The organism is Micromonospora tarensis (genome assembly GCF_016803395.1).
Lineage (GTDB): Bacteria > Actinomycetota > Actinomycetes > Mycobacteriales > Micromonosporaceae > Micromonospora > Micromonospora tarensis.
This window is the reverse complement of sequence record NZ_JAEVHL010000022.1, coordinates 27,300-48,782: the sequence shown is the minus strand read 5'-3', so window position 1 is coordinate 48,782 and position 21,483 is coordinate 27,300. Positions and strand designations below refer to the sequence as shown.

Genomic DNA, 21,483 nt, shown 5'->3' with positions numbered 1-21,483 from the left:
GTCGGCACGGCGCTGCCCGACGGGGCCGGCGTGGCGGCCGGCGGCGCGGCGATCGTCCCGCTGCCGTCCGCCGCCTTCAGCACCTTACGGAAGCGCAGCTCGGCCGCGCTGCCCACCTCGTCGAGGTTCCGGTTCTCACCGGGCAGGGAGATGACGATGTTCCGGTTGCCCTCGGTGACCACCTCGGCCTCGGCCACGCCGAGCCCGTTGACCCGGTTCTCGATGATCTGCCGGGCCTCCTCGAGGTTCTCCGCCGTCGGCGGCTTGCCGTCGATGGAGTTGGTCGCCTCCAGCGTCATCCGGGTGCCGCCGATCAGGTCCAGGCCGAGCTTTGGCTCGAGCCGGTCCTTGAAGCTGCCGTTGGCTCCGGCGAAGAACACCAAAAGATAGAGGACCACGAAGATGAACCCGAGCACGGCGAGCTGCCGCCCGGGGCGCATCTGTCCCTGAGGTGGTGCCACGGCTGTCCTGTCTCCCTGTACGGTCGCGCCGCTCTGCGCAGCGACGGCGGTGTCGGGCCGGTGTCCCGCCCGACGGGTCTGCCTTGAGCCGACGAGATGCCGACACGAGGACCGGGCACCCCGGCACGGATCGCCGACGGTCACGGGAACGTGTCGACGCCCGACGTCGACCCAACTATCCAGTTTTCACGTCTCGTCCGCTGCCCCATCGGGCGCGGCGACCCCGAAGGTCGGTGGACCGGCCGTACGCCGGACCGCCACCCACGGGCGGACGGTCAGTCCTTGGCGGTTTCCGCGTCCTCGGTGACCGGCTCGCTCGGCAGCTCCGCGCGGGTGACCACCCGCGCGATGGCCGGGCGGGCGTAGCGGGTCTGCACGCCCGGTGCCACCTCGAGCAGGACGGTGTCGTCCTCGACGCCGGTGACCGTGCCGTAGAGCCCGCCGATGGTCACGACCTCGTCGCCGGGGCCGAGGTTCGACTGCATCGACTCCGCCTCACGGCGGCGCTTCTGCTGGGGCCGGATCATCATGAAATACATGACACCGAAGAGCAGGGCGATCATCAGGATCGGCGTGAAACCGCCGGCCCCGCCGCCCGCTGCTGCGTAATGCACGGTTACTGACCTTCCCATTGGCCGCCGCCCAGCACCGGGGGTGCCGGAGCGGAGGCGGATTCTCACGTCCTGTACAGACCGCGGCGAAGTCTAAACCCTGCACCTGAGAACACCGAATGCGGCACAGATCACGTTCGCATCACGGCTGATCGGTATCCAACGAGAACAGATCGGGCACCGGCGGGCTATCTGCACCAAATGTACCATTCGGTGGAGTGCGCCCCAGATGCCGCCAGGCCCCCTCGGTGGCCACCCGACCCCGGGGCGTCCGCGCCAACAGACCGGCGCGGACCAGGAACGGCTCGCAGACCTCCTCGACCGTGTCCGGCTGCTCCCCCACCGCCACGGCGAGGGTGGACAACCCGACCGGGCCACCCCGGAACGAGTCGACAAGCGCGGTCAGCACCGCCCGGTCCAACCGGTCCAGGCCGAGCGCGTCCACGTCGTAGACGATCAGGGCGGCACGGGCGGTGTCGAGATCGACCACCCCGTCGGCCCGCACCTCCGCGTAGTCGCGGACCCGGCGCAGCAGCCGGTTGGCGATCCGTGGTGTGCCACGCGACCGACCGGCGATCTCGGTCGCCCCGGCCGGGGTGATCGGCACGCCGAGAATCCGCGCCGAGCGGTGCAGCAGCGTCTCCAGATCCGCCGGGGCGTAGAAGTCCAGGTGCGCGACGAAGCCGAACCGGTCCCGCATCGGCCCGGTCAACAGGCCCGACCGGGTCGTCGCGCCGACCAGGGTGAACGGCTCGACGTCCAGCGGGATCGCCGTCGCCCCCGGGCCCTTGCCGACCACCACGTCGACCCGGAAGTCCTCCATCGCGCTGTAGAGCAACTCCTCCGCCGGCCGCGCGATGCGGTGGATCTCGTCGATGAAGAGCACGTCGCCCTCGGCGAGGCTGGTCAGGATCGCCGCCAGATCACCGGACCGCTCGATCGCCGGGCCGCTGGTCACCCGGATGCCCGAGCCCAACTCGGCCGCGACGATGTTGGCCAGACTCGTCTTGCCCAACCCGGGCGGGCCGGAGAGCAGGATGTGATCCGGTGGCGACCCCCGCCGCATCGCACCCTGCAACAACAGGTCGAGCTGATCGCGCACCCGGTCCTGGGCGACGAACTCCGCGAGCCGTCGCGGTCGAACCGTGGCCTCCGCGTCCCGGTCGGCGTCGCTGACGTACGCCGAGACGAGCCCGTCGGTCTCGCTCACCGCGCCTTCCTCACTCGCGGAGTTCCCGAGCCCGGCTCGCTCCTCGCGCTCATCGGGTCCGCCCGAGCAGTCGGATGGCCTGCTTGAGCAGGACCGGCACCGGCGGGGTGTCGCCCTCGATCGTCTCCGCCACGGCGGCTACCGCCTGGTCGGCCTGACCGGCCGTCCAGCCCAGCCCGACCAGCGCCTGCCGGACCTGGTCCGGCCAGTTGCCGCCGGTCACCCCGCCCGCGCCGTCGGCGCCGATCGGCACCGGGCCGATCCGGTCCCGCAGCTCCAGCACCAGGCGTTCCGCGCCCTTCTTGCCGATCCCCGGCACCCGGGTCAACGCGGCCGTGTCGGCGTTGGCGATCGCCTTTCGGACCGCGTCCGGGGTGTGCACGGCCAGCACCGCCTGGGCCAGTCGCGGGCCGACCCCGCTGGCGGTCTGGAGCAACTCGAACAGCGACTTGGCGTCGTCGTCGGCGAAGCCGTAGAGGGTCAGCGAGTCTTCCCGCACGATCAGGCTGGTGGCGAGCCGGGCGACCTGGCCGACCCGCAGCTCCGCGAGGGTGCCCGGGGCGCAGTGCACGGCGAGCCCGACACCGCCGACCTCGATCACGGCCTGGTCCGGACCTGTCGCGGTCACCGTGCCGCGCACGCTGGCGATCATCGTGCTCCTCCTCGTCGTGCCCGGTCGGCCGCGGCGGCCAGCTTGGAGCGGGTCCCGCCGCGCCACACGTGGCAGATGGCCAGCGCCAGGGCGTCGGCGGCGTCGGCCGGCTTCGGCGGCTCGGCCAGCCGCAGCAGCCGGGTCACCATGGCGGTCATCTGCGCCTTGTCGGCCTGACCGGAGCCGGTCACTGCCGCCTTCACCTCGCTCGGGGTGTACGTCTGCACGGGCAGCCCGGCGCGCGCCCCGGCCAGCACGGCGATGCCGCTGGCCTGCGCGGTGCCCATCACCGTGCGCACGTTGTGCTGGCTGAACACCCGCTCGACGGCGACGCTCTCCGGTTGGTGCTCGGCGACCAACTTGGTCAGCGACCGGTCCAGGTGCAGCAGCCGCAGCGCCAGGTCGTCGGCCGGGTCGGTGTAGACCACGTAGTAGGCGATCAGGGTGCACTGCCGACCGGGCACCCCCTCGACCACGCCCACCCCACACCGGGTCAGCCCCGGGTCGACACCGAGCACGCGCACGCCGCCCCCTCCCCAGCCGTCAGCAGTACGTGTGTTCGACACCCTAACCGTCGCCCTTCCCACCAACCCCACGGGACACGCCCTCACGTCCCCGGGGCAACGAGCGCCCCGCGCCAAGATCGTGCTCGAACACGGATGCGGTGGCATCCCCGAGCCCGCAGGCCACCACATCCAGGATCGAGCGCGATCTTGAGGCAGACGGGCGGACGGCGGCCGGCGGGCAACGCCGGGGCGCGGGGTGAGGGTCGGCGGGGCCACACAGCTTTGGCACGGAGTATGTGTCGCCGGCCCATGTGCCGGAGGGGACACAGCTCGTAACTTCTTGCGCCATGACGGCAGAACCCGTGGCGGTCCCCCACGTCGTACAGGTCGACCTCGCCGGTCGGACCGCCCTGGTCACCGGTGGCGGCAGCGGCATCGGGCGGGCGTGCGCCCTGCGGTTGGGGGCGGCCGGCGCCAAGGTGCTCGTGGTGGACCGCAACCTGGCAGCGGCCAAGGCGGTGGCGGCCGAGGCCGGCGGCCGGGCCGCGGGTGTCGACCTGTCCGACGTCGCGGCGGTGGACCAGCTCGACGTGGACGTGGACATCGTGGTGAACAACGCGGGACTCCAGCACGTCGCGCCGGTGCAGGACTTCCCGGTCGAGCGGTTCGAGTACATCCAGCGGGTGATGGTGGAGGCGCCGTTCCTGCTGATCCGCCGGGCGCTGCCGCACATGTACGCCCGGGGTTGGGGGCGGGTCGTCAACATCTCCTCGGTGCACGGGTTGCGCGCCTCGCCGTACAAGGCGGCCTACGTCTCGGCGAAGCACGCCCTGGAGGGGCTGTCCAAGGTGGTCGCCCTGGAGGGCGCCGCGCACGGGGTCACCGCCAACTGCATCAACCCGGCGTACGTGCGCACCGCGCTGGTGGAGAGCCAGATCGCCGACCAGGCGGCCAGCCACGGCATCGACGAGGCCGAGGTGATCGAAAAAATCATGCTGGCCCGGGCCGCGATCAAGCGGCTGATCGAGCCGGAGGAGGTCGCCGAGCTGCTGGCGTACCTCTGCTCGCCGCCGGCGGCGTTCATCAGCGGCGCGTCGATCGCGCTCGACGGGGGCTGGACGGCCAACTAGTGGGCCCGAGCACAATGTCGACCATGTCCTCGCCTGTGGAGTTCCTGGAGCTGCTCGCCCGTGAGGCCGCGGCGGTCGAGTTCGAGGGCCCCCTGGTGGCCGCGCGGGCCGCCGGGCTCCCGCCGGACCGGCTGGCCGAGCTGGAGCAGGCCAGGTCGGTGGCGTTGCGGGTCCGCGCGCTGCTGGAGCGTCGCCGCCGCCGCGAGACCGAGCTGTCCGGCCTGTACGACACGGTCAGCGACCTGGCCGGGCTGCGTGACCTGGACGACGTGCTGCGGGCGATCGTGCACCGGGCCCGCCACCTGCTCGGCGCGGACGTGGCCTACATGACGCTCAACGACGACGAGCGTGGCGACACGTACATGCGGGTGACCGACGGGTCCGTCTCGGCCCGCTTCCAGCGGCTGCGGCTGCCGATGGGCGCGGGCCTCGGTGGCCTGGTGGCCCAGTCCGGCGCGCCGTACGTCACCGCGAACTACGGCGAGGACGCGCGGTTCCACCACACCGGCGAGATCGACGCCGGGGTCGGGGAGGAGGGGCTGGTGGCGATCCTCGGGGTGCCGTTGCGGCTCGGCTCCACCTCGATCGGGGTGCTCTACGCGGCCAACCGTTCGGCCCGGCCGTTCGTCCGGGAGGAGGTGGCGCTGCTGGTGTCCCTCGCCGCGCACGCCGCGGTGGCGATCGACACCGCCCGGCTGTTGACCGAGACCCGCTCGGCGCTGGCCGAGCTGTCGGCGGCGAACACCACCATCCGGGCGCACAGCAGCTCGGTGGAGCGCGCCGCGGCGGCCCACGACCGGATGACCGCGCTGGTGCTGCGCGGCGGCGGGGTGGAGGACGTGGCGGCGGCGGTGACCGAGGTGCTGGGCGGTGCGCTGCTGGCGCTGGACGCCGAGGGTCGGCTGCTGGCCCGGGTGGGCGAGATCGACGAGCCGGACCGGGCGGACATCGTGGAGGCGGTGGCCGCGTCCCGGACCGAGGGGCGCAGCGTGCGCCGGGGTCCGCTCTGGTACGCGGCGGTGGTGGCGGGCGCGGAGAACCTGGGTGCCCTGGTGTTGCGCCCGGATGACGAGTTGGTCGACGCCGACCAGCGCATCCTGGAGCGGGCCGCGTTGGTGACCGCGCTGCTGCTGCTGTTCCGCAGGACGGTCGCGGAGGCGGAGGGGCGGGTCCGCGGCGAGCTGCTGGACGACCTGATCGCCCGCCCGTTGCGCGACACCGACGCGCTGCGCAGCCGGGCCCGTCGCCTCGGGGTGGACCTGGACGCGCCGCACGTGCTGGTGGCGGTGGGCGACGACGCGATAGCGGCGACCGGCTCTGCTCGGCAGCGGATCCTCTCCTGGGCCACCACGTACGCCTCGGCGCGCGGCGGGCTGGCCGCGGCGCGCGACGGTCGGGTGGTGTTGATGCTGCCCGGGTTGGACGCCGGCGGCAGCGCCCGCGCGGTGGCCCGGGACCTGTCCCGGGTGACCGGCCGACCGGTGACCGCCGGGGCGAGCGGCCCGGCGAACACGCCGGCGGCGCTGGCGAGAACGTTCCAGGAGGCGGACCGGTGCCTGACGGCGCTGGGTGCGCTGGGCCGCGCCGGGCAGGGCGCGAGCACCGTGGAGCTGGGCTTCGTCGGGCTGCTGCTGGGCACCGTCGGTGACCGGGGCGAGAAGGACGTGACCGACTTCCTCCGCGCCACCGTCGGGCCGGTGGTCGACTACGACGCCCGGCGGGGCACGGCGCTGGTGAAGACGCTGGAGGCGTACTTCGGGGTGGGCGGCAGTCTGGCCCGGGCCGCCGAGCAGCTGCACGTGCACGTCAACACGGTCACCCAGCGCCTGGAGCGGGTCGGCAGCTGCTCGGCACCGACTGGCAACGCCCCGAGCGGGCCCTGGAGGTGCAGCTCGCACTGCGTCTGCATCGGCTGCGGGCACCGGCCGGCTGACCGCCGCCGAACCCGCCCCGCACCGGCCCCCGGGCCGGCGTCGGCAGCCCCCACCGACCCGGCGGCCCCGCCGACCCGGCAGCCCCCACCAGCCCAGCAGACCGGATCAGCGGGTCCGGATGCCCTCCAGCACGGCGTCGACGACCCGCTCGGGCAGGCTCTGCTCGTCCAGGTCCGGATTCCACTGGAGCACTCGTTGGATCAGCATCGGTCCGGTGAGCAGCGCCATCGTCACCTCGACGTCGATGTCGGCCCGGAGCACCCCCTCGTCGATGCCGCGCCGCAGCACCTCGCGCATCAGCTGCCGCCGGGGGGCGATGATGTTCTGGTAGAGCTGGAACTGGTCCGAGCTGCGGTTCACCGCGGGCACCAGGCAGGGCATGATCTTCGCGGCTCGTGGGTCGACGTTCTTGCCGATCGCGCCGACGAGCAGCACCAGGTCGTCGCGGACGGAGTGGCCGGCCGGCTGCGCCAGGATGCCCTTGAGCCGGCGAAGCGCGTCCAGGAGCAACGCGTCCTTGCCGGCCCAGCGCCGGTAGATGGTGGCCTTGCCGACTCCGGCGCGGGCGGCGATCGACTCGATCGAGAGCGCCTCGATGGTGCTGCCCTCGGCGAGCAGGTCGAGGGTGGCCTCGATGATGGCCTCGTCGGCGCGGATGCTCCGCGGTCGACCAGGCGACCGCGGAGCATCGGCAGTGGACGTCATGTCCGACATTCTTCCCGAACCTATGCCGTGCCGGCCAACTCGGGCTCGGCGACCGGGGTCGCCGGGGCGAGGTTCGTCTCCTCCCGGCCCGGCATCCAGCGCAGCACCACGATGATGCCGAGCGCGGCGATGATCCCGGAGAGCCCGGCCGCCCAGTGCATGGCGGTGACGAAGGCGTCGTTGGCCGCCGAGATCAGCGTCGGCGCGGCCGGGCCGAGCTGGCCCGCAGCCGCGTACGCTCCGGAGATCGACTCGTTGGCGCTGTCCCGGGCCTGCGCGGGCAGGCCGGTCAGGGCGTCACTGATGTCGCTGCGGTAGACCGCGGAGAGCACCGAGCCGAGGACGGCCACGCCGAGCGCGCCGGCCACCTGGCGGATGGTGTTGCTGACCGCGGAGCCCACACCGGCCTTCTCCCGGGGCAGCGCCGACATGATCGACTCAGTGGCCGGCGGCATGATGTTGGCCATTCCGGCGCCCTGGATGAGGAAGACGAGCAGCACGATCCAGATCGGGGTGGTGGCGCCGATGAAGACGAACGCGGCGAGCGAGACCACGGTCAACGCCAACCCGACGGCGGCGACGGCCTTACCGCCGTAGCGGCGGACCATGCGGCGCTGCGCGGCGCGAAGATCAGCTGGGCGCCGGCGAAGGGCAGGAAGAGCAGACCGGTCTGCAGCGGGCTGTAGCCCCGCACCAGTTGCAGGTAGAACGAGCCGAAGAACATCGAGCCCATGGCGGCGAAGAAGACCAGGCCGACGATGGCGACCGGGGCGGCGAACCGGGGCACCTTGAAGAGCCGGACGTCCAGCGACGGGTGGTCGCTGCGCCGCTCGTGCTGCACGAACCAGGCCAGCACCGCGAGGCCGACCAGGATCGAGCCCCAGGCCACCGGGCGGTCGAAGCCGTGCTCGCCGCCGTCGATGATGCCGTAGGAGAGGGCGACCAGGCCGACGACGGACTGCAGGACGCCGAGCACGTCGATCCGGCCGGGCCGTGGGTCACGCGACTCGGGGACCAGCAGCGCCACCAGGATCACGCCGGCGACGACCACCGGCACGTTGATCAGGAAGACCGAGCCCCACCAGAAGTGCTCCAGCAGCGCGCCGCCGAGGATCGGGCCGATCGCCACGGCGAGGCCGACCGCGCCGGCCCAGACACCGATGGCCCGACCCCGCTCCCGCGGGTCGAAGACGTTGGAGATGATCGACAACGTGACCGGCATGATGGCCGCGCCGCCGACCCCCATCAGGGCGCGGGCCGCGATGAGCTGGCCGGGGCTCTGCGCGTACGCGGAGAGCAGCGAGGCCAGGCCGAACAGCACCAGACCGATCATCAGGAAACGCTTGCGGCCAGCGCGGTCGCCGAGCACCCCGAAGGTGAACAGCAGCCCGGCGAAGACCAGCGTGTAGGAGTTGATCGCCCACTCCAGCTCGCCCTGGCTCGCGCCGAGGCCGTGCACCGGGTCGGCCAGGGTGCGCAGCGCGACGTTGAGGATCGTGTTGTCGAGGACGACCACGAGGAGGCTGATCACCAGCACCCCCAGGATCGCCCACCTCCTCGGGTGTCCCGTGTTGTCGTGCAACTCCATAACCGGTGTTCCCCCCATGCTGTGACTGGCCGCGCAATACGATACGCATCAGACTCGTAACCGGGGTCAGCCTACGGGTCGCATTAACGATACGGCACCGATCCGTATCGTATGTGGCGGGAGTCACGTGCCGGCGCGGCGGCGAGGCAGGCGGCGACCGCCTCCGGCAGCGCGTCCAGCCGGGTCGTCGGCGCGGCGAGCGGCGCGGTCCAGCCCGGCCCCGCGCCGTACACCCGGAGGAACGGAAAGTCCCGGGCCAACCGCACCAGGCGGGGCGCGCGGGCGGTGACCGGCGTCTGCGACCAGAGCACGACGGTGTGCGGACCCGCCCGGCGCACCGCGCTGCCCAGCGCGGGCCAGGGCAGCGCGGGTCCGAGATTCAGGCAGCCACGACCCTGCTCGCGCAGCGCGGCGGCGAGCGCGAGCAGGCCGAGGCCGTAGGTGTCATCCTCCGCACCGGCCAGCAGTAAGCCGCCGGTGGGCAGTGACCGGCCCGGCTCCCGGCGGTACGCGTCCAACCCGACCCGGACCCCCTCGAAGAGGGCGTGCCCGGTGGCGGTACGCCCCGGCAGCCGGGCCAGCAGCGGACGACAGGCCTGCTCCCAGAGCGCCGGCACGGCCCAGGTCTCGGCCAGCTCCAGCAGCAGCGAGGCGACTGCGTTGGCGTCCAGGTCCTCGGCGGCCAGCGAGAGTTGCCGCCGCGCGACCTGCACCGCCTCCGCCGGCATCGGATCGGTCAGCACCAGACGCACCTCCAGGTAGACGTTCCCTACCCGGGGGTTAGCTCAAACGGCGCGGGGCGGATGCGCCGTCGCGGACTTTACCGGCGGCGGGCCGCCCACCGGTGGGCCGGCGCGGCGACGCTGCCCCAGATGCCGCGCCGGAACAGCACCACGACGAGGACGAAGATGGCGCCGGTGACCAGGCCGATCGCCTCGAACCCGGAGAACGACAGCCAGTCCTCCAGCCGGACCACGAGGGCGGCGCCGAGCACCCCGCCCCAGAGGGTGCCGATCCCACCGAGCACCACCACGATGACCGCCTTGCCGGAGGTGGTCCAGTGCAGCACGTCCAGCGAGACGAACCGGTGGCCGACCGCGAACAACCCGCCGCCGAGGCCGGCGATGAACCCGGAGAGCACGAACGCGGTGAGCTTGTAGCGGTGCACCGGGTAGCCCAGCGCCCGGGCCCGGGCCGGATTGTCCCGGATGCCGACCAGCACCCGGCCGAACGGCGAGTGCACGATCCGCCAGGCGGCGGCCAGCCCGAGCAGCACGACCGGCAGGATCGCGTAGTAGAAGTAGTAGTCGTCGGTGAGGTCCAGACCGAACAGCTCCCGGGGCACGCCCTGGAGACCGTTCTCGCCCTGGGTGACCGAGCGCCACTCGTTGGCGACGTAGTAGACCAGCTGCGCGAAGGCCAGGGTCACCATGGCGAAGTAGATGCCGGTCCGCTTGACCGCCAGGTAGCCGATCGGCACCGCGAGCACGGCGGCGGCCAGCGCCCCGGCCAGCACCGCGAGGGGGAACGGCAGGCCGGCGTGGATGGCCACCAACCCGGTGACGTACGCCGAGGTGCCCCAGAACGCCGCGTGCCCGAAGGACATCAGCCCGGTGAAGCCGAGCAGCAGGTCCACCGCGACGGCGAACAGCGCCCAGCAGAGGATGTCCACCGCCACCGCCGGGTAGAGGCCGTTGGGCAGCCACGCCGCGACGAGCAGCCCGACGGCGAGCAGCGCGTACCGGACCCAGCGGGGTGCGCGGACGACGGCGACCAGCCCGGAGGGCGGGGCCGGACGCGCCGCCTCGGGCGCGGTGTCCACAGTGCTCGTCATGCCGGTGCCTCCTCACGGCCGAACAGACCCGCCGGGCGCCAGAGCAGCACGACCGCCATCACCACGAAGACGATGGTCTGCGAGACGATCGGGAAGTTGGACAGGTACGCCTCGCCCCACGCCTGGACCAGGCCGATGCCGAAGCCGGCGGCGACCGAGCCGAAGATCGAGCCCAGCCCACCGATCACCACCACCGCGAAGACCACGATGATCAGGTCGGCGCCCATCAACGGGTTGACCGCGCGCATCGGCGCGGCCAGCACCCCGGCCAGGCCGGCGAGCCCGATGCCGAAGCCGAAGACCGGGGTCACCCACCGTCCGACGTCGATGCCGAACGCGCGGGTCAGGTCCGGCCGCTCGGTGGCCGCCCGGACCACCATGCCGATCCGGGTCCGGGTCAGCACCCACCACACCGCGACGCAGAGCAGCACCGCGAAGCCGAGGATGAACACCCGGTACGTCGGGAAGTCGAAGAGCCCGAAGTTCACCGACCCGCTCAACAGCGACGGGGTGGCGTACGGGCTGGACTGCACGCCGTAGCGCAGTTTCACCAGGTCCTGGAGGATCAGGGTGAGACCGAAGGTGAGCAGGAAGTTGTAGAGCGGGTCCAGTGTGGTCAGTCGGTGGATCACCGCGCGTTCCAGCGCCATGCCGAGCAGGCCCAGCCCCACCGGCATGATCACCAGGGCCGCCCAGAACGGCACACCAGCCTCGGTGAGCAGCACGTACGCGCCGAACGCGCCGAGCATGTAGAACGCGCCGTGGGCGAAGTTGACCACCCGCAGCATGCCGAAGATGACAGCGAGCCCGAGGGCGAGCAGGGCGTAGAACGCCCCGCTCACCAACCCGTTGAAGGTGTTCTGCGCGAATCCACTCATAGCTTGCAGTCCGCGGAGGGCGCGCGGAACGCCTCCGCGGCGGGGATCGTCTCGAGCACCTTCACGTAGTCCCACGGCTCGGTGACCTCGGCCTGCGGCTTCACCTGGGCCAGGTACGCGTCGTGCACCACCCGGTGGTCCTCGGCGCGGATCTTGCCGTTGCGCAGGAAGACGTCCTCGACCGTCTTGCCCTCCAGAGCCTTGACCACCGCGTCCGCGTCGTCGGTGCCGGCGGCCTGCACCGCCTCCAGGTACTGCAACGCGGCGGAGTAGTTGGCGGCGTGCGCGAACGTCGGCCGGGTGCCGGCCTTCTGCTGGAAGCGGTCGGCGAACTCCCGGTTCTTCGCGTCGAAGTTCCAGTACCAGGCGTCGGTGTACGTGGTGCCGGCGAGCGCGGCCGGGGTGAGCGAGTGGATGTCGGTGAGGAACATCAGCCCCACCGCCAGGCCGACGCCCTTGTCCCTCAGCTTGAACTCGTTGTACTGCTTCACCACGTTGACCAGCTCCGCGCCGGCCTGCATGGTGCCCAGCACGTCCGGCTTCGGCTTCAGGTTCGGCGCCTTGAGCAGGAAGGTGGAGAAGTCGCCGCTGGTGTTCGGGAACGGCGCCCCGTCCCTGCCGACGACCGTGCCGCCGGCCGCCGTGATCGCGGTGGAGAAGCTCTTCTCCATGTCCTGACCGAAGGCGTAGTTCGGGTAGAGGATGTACCAGTTCTTGCCGATCTGCTCGGTGGTGGTCTTCCCGGTGCCGTTGGCCAGCATGTACGTGTCGTAGGCGTAGTGGAAGGTGTACCTGTTGCAGCTCTTGCCGGTCAGGTCGGTGGTCGCCGCACCGATGTTGAAGTAGAGCTTCTTCTTCTCCTTCGCCACGTCGGCGACCTTCAGCGCCGCCGACGAGGTGGGCACGTCCAGGATCAGGTCGACGCCCTTGCGGTCGTACATCTCCTGGGCCTTGGAGTTGGCCACGTCCGGCTTGTTCTGGTGGTCGGCGGTCTGCACGGTGATGTCAGTGGTCACCGCCTTGTCGCCGTACTTCGCGGTGAAGTCGGCGATGGCCATCTCCACCGCCGTCACCGAGTTCTTCCCGGACAGCTCCGAGTACGCCCCGGACTGGTCGTTGAGCACGCCCAGCACGATCTTGTCGCCGGTCAGCTTCTGGTCGCCGCCCGACTGGGGCCCACCGCCGCCGCAACCGGCCATCAGCACCACCGCGGCCGACGCCGCGGCCACACCCACCGTCCTGCGCATGCCCACTCCATCCATCCCGCGCGTCGTCGTGCGGATCGTCGTCGAAAAAATCAGATCCCGAGGTACGCGAGCAGTTCGCGTTCCCGGGACCGCACCTCGGAGTTGTCCATCGCCTCGGCGACGCGTCCCTCGGCCAGCAGGTAGTGCCGGTCGGCGACACCGGTGGCGAAGTGCAGGTTCTGTTCGACAAGCAGCACTGTCACCCCGTGCCGCTTGGCCTCGCGCAGCAGGTCGCCTACCTGCTGCACCAGCAGCGGCGACAGCCCTTCGGTGGGCTCGTCGCAGAGCAGCAGCCGAGCGCCCATCCGCAGCACCCGGGCCAGCGCGAGCATCTGCTGCTCGCCGCCGGAGAGCATGGTGGCCGCCGAGTCCCGCCGGGTGTGCAGGGCCGGGAACGCCTCGTACACCCGCTCCAGCGACCACGGGTCGGGGCCGACGGTGGGTGGCAGGATGAGGTTCTCGGTGACCGTCAACGTGGCGTAACTGCCCCGGTCGTCGGGCACCCAGCCCAGCCCCAGTCGGGCCCGCTTGTGCGCCGGCAGCCTGGTGATGTCCCGCCCGTCCAGCTCGACCGTGCCGCGTTGCCCGGCGTGCAGCCCCATCACACAGCGCAGCAGGGTGGACTTGCCGGCACCGTTGCGCCCGACCAGGGTGACCACCTCGCCGGCGGCGACCTGGAGGCTGACGTCGCGCAGCACCCGCGCCTCGCCGTAGCTGGCGGACAGGTTCTCAATGCGCAGCATCGGCGGCTCCGAGGTAGGCGGTGATCACACGCTCGTCGGCGCGGACCTGCTCGTACGGGCCCTCGACGAGGACCTTGCCGGCCTGGAGCACGGTGACGGTGTCGGCGAGCCGGCCGACCACGCTCATGTTGTGCTCGACCATCACCACGGTCCGGCCCTGGCGGACCCGGCTGATCAGCTCGACGGTGCGGTCGACGTCCTCCAGGCCCATCCCGGCGGTCGGCTCGTCGAGCAGCAGCACCTTCGGGTCCAACGCCAGGGCGATGGCCAACTCCAGGGCCCGCTTGCGCCCGTACGCCAGCGCCTCCGACGGCGCGTGCGCCAGGTCGGCCAGCCCCACCATGGCCAGCAGTTCGTCGGCGCGCTCGGTGTAGCGGCCCATCAGCTTCGCCGAACGCCAGAACCGCCAGCCCAGCCCACTGGGCGACTGCAACGCCAGCGCGACGTGCTCCCGCGCGGACAACTGCGGAAACAGGCTGGTGATCTGGAACGAGCGGGCCACACCGAGCCGCGCCACCCGCTCCGGCGGCAGCCCGGTGACGTCCCGCCCGGCCAGCTCGATCCGCCCGCCGCTGGGTCGCAGGAACCCGGTGAGCAGGTTGAACAGGGTGGTCTTGCCCGCGCCGTTCGGGCCGACCAGCGCGTGCACGCTCTCCGCCGTCACGTCGAGGTCGACGTCGTCGACCGCCCGGAAGCCCCGGAAGTCGCGGGTCAGCCCACGGGCCGACAGGAGCGCTTGCCCGGCCATCGCCTCATCCTCCGCACGTCCCGGCGACGGACCGGTCCGGTGACCGTGGTCACAGGCCCGTCGCGTGGACGAAACCTACGGCGGGCCGGACGAGTCGAGCCATGTCGATGGGCTCCATATTCGACCCGCCGGGGACGTGCGCGAACTCCACTACCGCACGCCGGCGACTTGACCGGATCTCCTAGGTTGATGATCCACACAGCCCAACGGAAGGTTCCCACCCCATGCCCGTCGGCTTCACCATGGCGATCGTCTTCGCCGTCGCAGTGGCGGTCAGCGCCGTCCTGGCTCTCGTCGCCTCCGCGCGGCCGCTGAAGCGGATGGCCGCCCTCGCGGCGCTCGTTCTCCTCGCCCTCACCCTGCTGGTCGGCGTCACCTCCAGCGCCCACTCGGTGCCCATCCGTTCGGTCGGCATCGTCACCAGCTTCGGCAAGCCCACCGGCAAGGTGACCGGCTCGGGCCTCAAGTGGGTCGCCCCCTGGCAGAAGGTCGCGAGTGGGACGCCGGCCGGCAGAAGTACGACCACATCGGCGGTGACAACTGCGTACGGGTCCGCACCGGCACGCTCGCCGACGCGTGCGTCGAGGTGCTCGTCGAGTGGCAGGTCAGGCCGGAGAACGCGCCGAAGCAGTTTATGGACTACAAGGGAGACTTCGTCAGCTTCCGGGGCCAGCGGGTGGGTGTGCAGCTGGACAGCGCGGTCAACGACGCGTTCGCCGCGTACAACCCGTTGGAGAAGATCGACGCCCGGACCGGTGATCTCAACGTCGACCTGAAGCCGTTCGCGGCGAACATCAAGACCAGCGCGGAGACCCGCCTCGCCGCCGACGTGGACATCCTCTCGGTGACCATCACCCGGGTGAACCACGACGACAAGACCGAGGGCAACATCAAGGCGTTCCAGGACAAGCTGGCGCAGACCCGCAACCTGGAGCAGGACCGCAAGAACGCCGAGATCTCCAAGCAGATCACCGAGACCAACGCGACTGTCGACAAGGTGACCCGCTGCCTGGAGATCGCCGAGAAGAACGGCGCCAACCCGGGGCTCTGCATCAACCCGGGCATCGTCACCGGCAAGTGAGCAGAAGCCGGCCCACCCGGGCCGGCTCTCTCACGTCACCAGGACCAGGTGCCGGGGCTGGTGTTCGTCACCAGAACGCCGATGCCGAAGTCGCTGATGACCACGGCTGTGTAGCGGTCCTGGTCGTACACGTTGAGTTTGTACTTGTCGCCCTTCTCGGACCACTGCCAGTAGTCGTTCTTGCCGGACTGCGGCGAGAAGCTCTGCTGCTGCGACATCCCGGCGGGTGCCAGACCCTCGACGTCCAGACTCTCGGACCTGCCTCCGCCGGTCCAGGTGACAGTGCCGGCCAGCGCTGCGCTCGAGATGTTGACGACAAAGAAGTCGAACGACCCACCGCCCGACATCGGGCCCTTGTCCGCGCCCTCGGATTCCTGCACCGTCTCAATCCCCCGTCTCGGACCCTGCAACCTGTCGAATACAGTCAGGGTACGTGGACGGAACGGGCATTTCGCCTATACGGCCCATTCCGTGTTGCCGCCGGTCGGGCTGTGCCGCTCGGCTCAGTCCAGGGTGACCACCCAGCGGGCGCCCTCGCCCCGGGCCAGCCGGTCGAACGCCGCGGGCGCCTCGTCCAGCGGGATCGTGCCGCTGACCAGCAGCCCCAGATCGAGTGCGCCGCCGGCCAGCTCGGCGGCGAGCACCGGCACCTCCCGGTCCGGGTCGGACGAGCCGTACACCGAGGAGCGCAGCGTCCGGGCGGAGTGGAAGATGTCCAGCGCGCCGAGGCTGACCATGTCGTCCTTGGCGCCCATGCCGACCACTGTCACCGCTCCCCCGCGTCGGGTGAGCCGCCAGGCGGCGCGGATGGTGGCGGCGCGGCCGACGCACTCGAAGGCGTGGTCGACGCCCCGGCTCTCGGTGCGCGCCCGTACCTCCTTGGAGAGCCGGTCGTCGGCGAGCAGGAAGTCGGTCGCCCCGGCGGCGAGAGCCAGGTCCCGCTTGGCCTCGGCGACGTCGACGGCCAGGATCGTCGTGGCGCCGGCCCGGCGGGCGGTGGTGAGCACGGCGAGCCCGACCCCACCGAGCCCGACGACGGCGACGGACTCGCCGGGCGCCACCCCTGCGGTGTTACGGACCGCGCCGACGCCGGTGAGCACCGCGCAGCCGAGCAGCGCGGCCTGTTCGGCCGGCAGCCCGGCGGGAATCGGAATGACCGCGCGCTCCGGCACCACCACCGCCTCGGCCAGCGCGCCGAGGCCGAGGGTCAGGTGCAGCGGTACGCCGTCCTCGGTCTCGCCGCGCGGCACTGTCGGGGCGGTGGTGGCGGCGCAGAGCCACGGCTCGCCGCGCCGGCACCACCAGCAGGCCCGGCAGGCCGGCGCCCAGTTCAGCACCACCGGGGTGCCGACGGCCAGGTCCACGCCCGGCCCGGTCCCGGCCACCACTCCGGTCGCCTCGTGCCCGAGCACCAGCGGGAACCGCGCCGCGAGGGTGCCGTTGGCCATCGACAGATCGGAGTGGCAGACCCCGGCGGCGGTGATCGTCACCCGCACCTCGCCGGGGCCGGGAGCGGGCAGGCGTACCCGCTCGACCCGCAGCTCGGCGTCGGACCCGCGAGCGACCAGCGCGCGGACGGTGACCGGCGCGGACGTCGGCCCGGTCTCGGTCGTCGGCTCGGCGGCGCTCATCGCTGGATCGCCTTCAGCTCGCAGAACTCGGCGAGCCCGTGCACGCCCAGCTCGCGGCCGAGCCCGGACTGCTTGTAGCCGCCGAACGGGGCGAGCGGGTTGAACGGCGCGCCGTTGATGTCGACCGCGCCGGTACGCAGCCGCCGGGCCACGGCGAGCGCCGCGTCGGTGTCGGCGGACCAGACCGCGCCGGCCAGCCCGTACCGCGAGTTGTTGGCGATGGCGACGGCCTCGTCGGTGTCGGCGAACGGGAGAACGGCGAGCACCGGGCCGAAGACCTCCTCCTGGGCGAGCGCGCTGTCGGGGTGCACGTCGGCGAAGACGGTCGGGGCGACGAAATGGCCCCGGTCCGGCACGGGCGCGTCGGGGCCGCCGGCGACGAGGCGGGCGCCGTCGGTGAGCGCCCGGTCGACGTGACCGCGCACCCGCTCGGCCTGGGCGGCGGAGACCAGCGGGCCGAGCCGGGTGGCAGCGTCGAACGGGTCACCGAGGCGGTAGCCGGCCACCGCGTTGGCGATCAGGTCGAGCGCCTCGTCGTACCGGTCGCGGTGCACCAGCATCCGGGTCCACGCCGTGCAGGTCTGCCCGGAGTTGAGCAGGGCGTTGCCGACGCCGACCTTGACGGCGGTGGCCAGGTCGGCGTCGGGGAGGATCACGTTTGCCGACTTGCCGCCCAGTTCCAGGGCGACCCGGGCGAGCCGGTCGGCGGCGAGCCGCATGATCCGGGCGCCGGTGGCGGTGGAGCCGGTGAACGAGACCAGGTCGACGTCGGGGTGCCCGGCGAGAGCCTCGCCGACGACCGGGCCGGTGCCGGGGACCAGGTTGAGCACGCCCGGCGGCAGCCCGGCCTCGGTGACCGCGTCGAAGAGCAGGTACGCGGTAAGCGGGGTCAGCTCGCTGGGTTTGAGCACCACAGTGCAGCCGGCGGCGAGCGCGGGCGCCAGCTTCGCCAGCACCTGGTGCAGGGGGTAGTTCCACGGGGTGATCGCGCCGACCACACCGACCGGCTCACGGACCACCAGCGAGTTGCCAATGGTCTCCTCGACCGGTGGGCGGGCGGCGAGCGCGACGTGGTCACGCAGCACGGTCAGCGGCAACCCGACCTGCACCCGGGTGGCGAGCTTGAGCGGTGCGCCCAGCTCCACGGCGATGGTGCGGGCGAGGTCGTCGGCGCGGCTGGCGAGCGCGGTGTGCAGCCGGTCGAGGTGCCCGGACCGCTCGGCGGGCGCGGCGGCCGACCAGCCGGGAAACGCGGCGCGGGCGGCGGCCACTGCGCGGTCCACGTCCGCCGGCGTGCCGGCCGGCACCTGCCCGACCAGCTCACCGGTGCTCGGGTTCTCCACGTCGATCAGGCCGGCGTCGGCGGGAGAGGTCCACTCACCGCCGAGGTGCAGGTGGCGCCGGTGGCGCAGGGCGTCGGGTAGCCGCGACGGCGGGGCGGCGAGGTCCATGTCGTCCCTTCGGGGGTGGGGGCGATGGGGAGGAAACTAGCGCTGGGAGTTTGGACGCTACCCCTTGGGCCGGGCGGACTCCACCGTGCCGACGCTGCGGGCGTACTCGGCGGTGAGACCGTGCAGCAGGGCGTCCAGGCCGAGGGCGAAGGCGCCCTCGTCCACGCTCTGCTGGTGCTCGGCGAGCCGGTGCGCGTCGCGCAGGTGCGGGTAGTGCGCGGCGTACAGCTCGGGGTCCTCGACGAAGCCGCGGGCGAACGAGCCGAGCGCCGACCCGGCCACGAAGTAGCGCAGCGCCGCGCCGATGTGGGTGGCGCGCGCGGGCGGCCAGCCGGCCCGCACCAGACCCCCGTAGACGGCGTCGGCCATGGTCAGCGCGGCCGGCCGGCGGCCCGGCCCCTGCGCCAGGTACGGCACGATGTTCGGGTGCGCGGTGAGCGCCCGCCGGTACGACCAGGCCCAGTCGCGCAGGGCGACGACCCAGTCCCGGCTGGCGAAGCCGCTGGTGTCGACGGCACCGGTGACCGTGTCGGCGACCGCGTCGAGGATCTCGTCCTTGGTGGCGAAGTGGTTGTAGAGCGACGGCCCGCGGACGCCCAGTTCGGCGGCGAGCCGCCGGGTGGAGAACGCCGGCAGCCCCTCGGCGTCGATGAGCGCGGTGGCGTTCTCGACGATGAGCTGCCGGGTGAGCCGGGGCTGGCGGGGTCGGGACACTGCGCTCCTCGCGGTCTCGGCGCTCGGGTCTGGACGCGGCAAAACTTACACCGCTAGTTTAAGGGTGACCGGCCGCACCGACGCCAGGAGGACCACCGTGGACTTTTCGCTGACCGACGAGGAGCGGGCGGTACGGGACACCGTCCGGTCGTTCATCCAGCGCGAGGTGATGCCGCTGGAGGCGGAGGTGCTCCGCCGGGAGCGGGCACACCAGCCCGGCCTCGACCACTCCGAGGTGCGCGAACTGCAACTCAAGGCGCGCAAGTTCGGCTTCTGGGGCCTGGCCACCCCGGAAGAGTACGGCGGGATGAACCTGCCGGCGGTGCTCCAGTCGTTGATCTGGACCGAGTTGGGCCGCACCTTCGTGCCGTTCCGCTTCGGCGGCGAGGCGGACAACATCCTGTTCCACGCCACCGAGGAGCAGAAGCGGGAGTTCCTGGTCCCGACCATCGAGGGCGAGCGGCGCTCCTGTTTCGCGATCACCGAGCCCGGCGCCGGCTCGGACGCCGCCAACATCCGGCTCTCCGCCCGCCGCGACGGCGACGACTGGATCCTCGACGGCGAGAAGACCTTCATCACCGGCGGTCACGACGCCGACTTCGCCATCGTGGTCGCGGTGACCGACCGGGAGAAGGGCGCCCGCAACGGCGGCGCCACCGCGTTCCTGGTGGACCGTTCGATGGGCTGGCGCTCGGAGTTCATCCAGACCATGGGCGAGGGCGGCCCGGCCTCGCTCATCTTCGACGGCGTACGCGTGCCGCACCGCAACATCCTCGGCGAGATCGGGCAGGGCTTCACCCTCGGCATGGAGTGGATCGGCAAGGGCCGCTACACCATCCCGTCGCACGCCATCGGCATCGCCGAACGGGTGCTCCAGATGGCCATCGACCACGCGAACACCCGGGAGACCTTCGGCGCGAAGATCGGCACCAACCAGGCCATCCAGTGGATGATCGCCGACTCGGAGACCGAGCTGGAGGCGGCCCGCTGGCTGGTGCTGCGCTCGGCCTGGACCGTCGACCAGGGCCTGGACCCCCGGCACGCCTCGTCGATGGGCAAGCTCTACGGCGCCGGCATGGTCAACCGGGTGGTCGACCGGGTGCTCCAGATCCACGGCGGCATGGGCTACACCCGGGAGCTACCCATCGAGCGGTGGTACCGGCAGGTCCGGCTGTACCGGATCTTCGAGGGCACCGACGAGATGCAGCGGCTGATCATCTCCCGCGACCTGCTGCGCGGGTACACGAAGATCGGCGGTCACCTGGCCTGAGCCGGGTCACCCCGTCAACGCGGTGAGCGCCGCGTCCACGTCGGCCTCGGTGGAGTAGATGTGGAAGGAGGCCCGGACCCGTCCGGCGCGCACCGCGGCCCGGATGCCGGCCGCCGCCAGCCGCCGCTGCGCGTCCGGCACGTCCACGGCGACGATGGCGCTCTCCCCCGGCGGCCGGCCCAGCCCGGTCAGGAACCGGTTGGCCAGCGCCACATTGTGCGCCTGGATCGCCGGCACGCCGATCTCGGCGACCAACTCCAGGGCCGGTGCCGCACCGACCCAGCTGAACCAGGCCGGCGAGATGTCGAACCGGCGGGCGTCGTCGGCCAGCCGCAGCGGCGGGCCGTAGTAGGAGGCGTGCGGGTCGCGGCCCGCGAACCAACCGGCGGCGTCCGGGCGCAGCCGGTCGCGCAGCGCCGGGGCCAGATAGGCGAACGCGGTCCCGCGCGGATTCATCAGCCACTTGTAACCGCCCACCGCCACCACGTCGGCCCGACTCCCGTCAAACGGCAGCCAGCCACACGCCTGGGTCGCGTCCACCACCACCAGCGCGTCGTACGCGCGGGCCGCGGCCACGATCTCGTCGTACCGGGCGACCGCGCCGTCGGCCGACTGCACCAGGCTGAACGCGACCAGGTCGGTCTCCGCGTCGATGGCGTCGACAAGCGACTCCAACGGCACCGCGCGGACCGTGACGCCACGCTCCTCCTGGACCAGCCAGGGGAACAGGTTGGAGGTGAACTCGACCTCCGGGACCACCACTGTCGCCCCGGCGGGCAACGCCGCCGCCACCGGCGCGAGCAGCTGGGAGACGGCGGTGCCGACCGCCACGTCGCCCGCCGGCACACCGACCAGGCGAGCGAACGCGGTACGGGAGCGCTGCACCGAGTCACCCCAGCCCTCCCACGAGGTGCTGCCGACCCGCCACTGGCCCAGCGCCTCCTGCAACGCCGTCCACGCCGGCTCGGGCGGCAAACCGTAGGAGGCGGTGTTCAACCAGCCGGGCTCGGGCTTCCACAACTGCTGCGCCTGCTCGATCTCCATGACCTCGACGGTAGGCGGGCCGGCGGGCAACGGGCACGGCCAATC

General features: G+C 72.1%; 19 protein-coding genes and 3 pseudogenes. 4 read left to right on the top strand and 18 right to left on the bottom strand.

Going from position 1 to position 21,483, the window contains the following annotated elements:
* The 5 genes and pseudogenes from JM949_RS08025 to ruvC all read right to left on the bottom strand — a co-directional run.
* Positions 1–461, bottom strand: a pseudogene (locus JM949_RS08025) (protein translocase subunit SecD); the annotation flags it as partial.
* 275 nt (positions 462–736) lie between these two features.
* The gene (gene yajC / locus JM949_RS08020) at positions 737–1,075 is read right to left on the bottom strand and encodes a preprotein translocase subunit YajC (RefSeq protein WP_407664713.1); all 339 of its coding nucleotides are present in this window, start codon (positions 1,073–1,075) and stop codon (positions 737–739) included.
* A 139-nt stretch (positions 1,076–1,214) separates the two neighbouring features.
* Positions 1,215–2,282 (bottom strand): Holliday junction branch migration DNA helicase RuvB, encoded by a 1,068-nt coding sequence (gene ruvB / locus JM949_RS08015; RefSeq protein WP_203147798.1) that lies wholly within the window; start codon positions 2,280–2,282, stop codon positions 1,215–1,217.
* 49 nt (positions 2,283–2,331) lie between these two features.
* Positions 2,332–2,934 carry a Holliday junction branch migration protein RuvA gene (gene ruvA / locus JM949_RS08010; RefSeq protein WP_203147797.1) on the bottom strand — a complete coding sequence of 201 codons (603 nt, stop codon included), beginning with the start codon at positions 2,932–2,934 and terminating at the stop codon, positions 2,332–2,334.
* Positions 2,931–3,458 (bottom strand): crossover junction endodeoxyribonuclease RuvC, encoded by a 528-nt coding sequence (gene ruvC / locus JM949_RS08005; protein WP_203147796.1) that lies wholly within the window; start codon positions 3,456–3,458, stop codon positions 2,931–2,933. Before ruvC ends, ruvA begins: the two co-directional genes overlap by 4 nt.
* 329 nt (positions 3,459–3,787) lie before the next feature.
* Here ruvC and JM949_RS08000 point away from each other — a divergent pair, with 329 nt between their 5' ends.
* On the top strand, positions 3,788–4,570 hold the full coding sequence (locus JM949_RS08000; protein WP_203147795.1) for a 3-hydroxybutyrate dehydrogenase: 783 nt from the start codon (positions 3,788–3,790) through the stop codon (positions 4,568–4,570).
* A gap of 14 nt (positions 4,571–4,584) precedes the next feature.
* A pseudogene (locus tag JM949_RS07995) lies at positions 4,585–6,503 on the top strand (helix-turn-helix domain-containing protein).
* A 106-nt stretch (positions 6,504–6,609) separates the two neighbouring features.
* On the opposite strand, the gene JM949_RS07990 reads toward JM949_RS07995, so the two are convergent.
* From JM949_RS07990 to JM949_RS07955, 8 genes and pseudogenes are all read right to left on the bottom strand, one after another.
* Complete coding sequence (locus JM949_RS07990; protein WP_203147794.1) at positions 6,610–7,218, bottom strand: TetR/AcrR family transcriptional regulator; 609 nt, start codon at positions 7,216–7,218, stop codon at positions 6,610–6,612.
* Between the two features lie 11 nt (positions 7,219–7,229).
* Positions 7,230–8,797: pseudogene (locus JM949_RS07985) on the bottom strand (MFS transporter).
* Positions 8,798–8,880: 83 nt separating this feature from the next.
* Positions 8,881–9,540 carry a transcriptional regulator gene (locus tag JM949_RS07980; protein ID WP_309232056.1) on the bottom strand — a complete coding sequence of 220 codons (660 nt, stop codon included), beginning with the start codon at positions 9,538–9,540 and terminating at the stop codon, positions 8,881–8,883.
* Positions 9,541–9,617: 77 nt separating this feature from the next.
* Positions 9,618–10,631, bottom strand: coding sequence for a branched-chain amino acid ABC transporter permease (locus JM949_RS07975; protein WP_203147793.1), 1,014 nt, complete (start codon positions 10,629–10,631; stop codon positions 9,618–9,620).
* Positions 10,628–11,509, bottom strand: a complete 882-nt coding sequence (locus JM949_RS07970) for a branched-chain amino acid ABC transporter permease (RefSeq protein WP_203147792.1) — start codon at positions 11,507–11,509, stop codon at positions 10,628–10,630. The genes JM949_RS07975 and JM949_RS07970 overlap by 4 nt, the downstream gene beginning before the upstream one ends.
* Entirely contained in the window at positions 11,506–12,756 is a 1,251-nt protein-coding gene (locus tag JM949_RS07965) for an ABC transporter substrate-binding protein (RefSeq protein ID WP_203147791.1), read from the bottom strand. Before JM949_RS07965 ends, JM949_RS07970 begins: the two co-directional genes overlap by 4 nt.
* A gap of 50 nt (positions 12,757–12,806) precedes the next feature.
* Positions 12,807–13,499 (bottom strand): ABC transporter ATP-binding protein, encoded by a 693-nt coding sequence (locus JM949_RS07960; protein ID WP_203147790.1) that lies wholly within the window; start codon positions 13,497–13,499, stop codon positions 12,807–12,809.
* Positions 13,486–14,247 (bottom strand): ABC transporter ATP-binding protein, encoded by a 762-nt coding sequence (locus JM949_RS07955; RefSeq protein WP_203147789.1) that lies wholly within the window; start codon positions 14,245–14,247, stop codon positions 13,486–13,488. Before JM949_RS07955 ends, JM949_RS07960 begins: the two co-directional genes overlap by 14 nt.
* Before the next feature lie 466 nt (positions 14,248–14,713).
* On the opposite strand from JM949_RS07955, the gene JM949_RS07950 reads away from it, so the two are divergent.
* Positions 14,714–15,328: an SPFH domain-containing protein gene (locus JM949_RS07950; RefSeq protein WP_238432768.1), complete on the top strand. Its 615-nt coding sequence runs from the start codon at positions 14,714–14,716 to the stop codon at positions 15,326–15,328.
* Positions 15,329–15,363: 35 nt separating this feature from the next.
* On the opposite strand, the gene JM949_RS07945 is transcribed toward JM949_RS07950, so the two are convergent.
* The 4 genes from JM949_RS07945 to JM949_RS07930 all read right to left on the bottom strand — a co-directional run bounded on the left by JM949_RS07945 (position 15,364) and on the right by JM949_RS07930 (position 19,124).
* Complete coding sequence (locus tag JM949_RS07945) at positions 15,364–15,708, bottom strand: hypothetical protein (RefSeq protein WP_203147788.1); 345 nt, start codon at positions 15,706–15,708, stop codon at positions 15,364–15,366.
* Positions 15,709–15,831: 123 nt separating this feature from the next.
* Positions 15,832–16,959 (bottom strand): alcohol dehydrogenase catalytic domain-containing protein, encoded by a 1,128-nt coding sequence (locus JM949_RS07940; RefSeq protein ID WP_203147787.1) that lies wholly within the window; start codon positions 16,957–16,959, stop codon positions 15,832–15,834.
* Entirely contained in the window at positions 16,956–18,410 is a 1,455-nt protein-coding gene (locus JM949_RS07935) for an aldehyde dehydrogenase family protein (protein WP_203147786.1), read from the bottom strand. Before JM949_RS07935 ends, JM949_RS07940 begins: the two co-directional genes overlap by 4 nt.
* A 57-nt stretch (positions 18,411–18,467) precedes the next feature.
* The gene (locus JM949_RS07930) at positions 18,468–19,124 is read right to left on the bottom strand and encodes a TetR/AcrR family transcriptional regulator C-terminal domain-containing protein (protein ID WP_203147785.1); all 657 of its coding nucleotides are present in this window, start codon (positions 19,122–19,124) and stop codon (positions 18,468–18,470) included.
* Between the two features lie 97 nt (positions 19,125–19,221).
* Between JM949_RS07930 and JM949_RS07925 the strand changes: the two genes are divergently transcribed.
* Positions 19,222–20,394, top strand: a complete 1,173-nt coding sequence (locus JM949_RS07925) for an acyl-CoA dehydrogenase family protein (RefSeq protein WP_203147784.1) — start codon at positions 19,222–19,224, stop codon at positions 20,392–20,394.
* Between the two features lie 6 nt (positions 20,395–20,400).
* On the opposite strand, the gene JM949_RS07920 is transcribed toward JM949_RS07925, so the two are convergent.
* Complete coding sequence (locus tag JM949_RS07920) at positions 20,401–21,438, bottom strand: aminotransferase class V-fold PLP-dependent enzyme (RefSeq protein WP_203147783.1); 1,038 nt, start codon at positions 21,436–21,438, stop codon at positions 20,401–20,403.
* Positions 21,439–21,483 lie beyond the last annotated feature (45 nt).

What these genes read in the sequence shown, in the direction of transcription:
- JM949_RS08000 (WP_203147795.1), top strand. Translation starts at nt 3,788, where the DNA reads ATGACGGCAGAACCCGTGGCGGTCCCCCACGTCGTACAGGTCGACCTC.
- JM949_RS07955 (WP_203147789.1), bottom strand. Translation starts at nt 14,247, where the DNA reads ATGGCCGGGCAAGCGCTCCTGTCGGCCCGTGGGCTGACCCGCGACTTC.
- JM949_RS07975 (WP_203147793.1), bottom strand. Translation starts at nt 10,631, where the DNA reads ATGACGAGCACTGTGGACACCGCGCCCGAGGCGGCGCGTCCGGCCCCG.
- JM949_RS07920 (WP_203147783.1), bottom strand. Translation starts at nt 21,438, where the DNA reads ATGGAGATCGAGCAGGCGCAGCAGTTGTGGAAGCCCGAGCCCGGCTGG.
- JM949_RS07940 (WP_203147787.1), bottom strand. Translation starts at nt 16,959, where the DNA reads ATGAGCGCCGCCGAGCCGACGACCGAGACCGGGCCGACGTCCGCGCCG.
- JM949_RS07970 (WP_203147792.1), bottom strand. Translation starts at nt 11,509, where the DNA reads ATGAGTGGATTCGCGCAGAACACCTTCAACGGGTTGGTGAGCGGGGCG.
- JM949_RS07960 (WP_203147790.1), bottom strand. Translation starts at nt 13,499, where the DNA reads ATGCTGCGCATTGAGAACCTGTCCGCCAGCTACGGCGAGGCGCGGGTG.
- JM949_RS07990 (WP_203147794.1), bottom strand. Translation starts at nt 7,218, where the DNA reads ATGTCGGACATGACGTCCACTGCCGATGCTCCGCGGTCGCCTGGTCGA.
- JM949_RS07965 (WP_203147791.1), bottom strand. Translation starts at nt 12,756, where the DNA reads ATGCGCAGGACGGTGGGTGTGGCCGCGGCGTCGGCCGCGGTGGTGCTG.
- JM949_RS07935 (WP_203147786.1), bottom strand. Translation starts at nt 18,410, where the DNA reads ATGGACCTCGCCGCCCCGCCGTCGCGGCTACCCGACGCCCTGCGCCAC.
- ruvA (WP_203147797.1), bottom strand. Translation starts at nt 2,934, where the DNA reads ATGATCGCCAGCGTGCGCGGCACGGTGACCGCGACAGGTCCGGACCAG.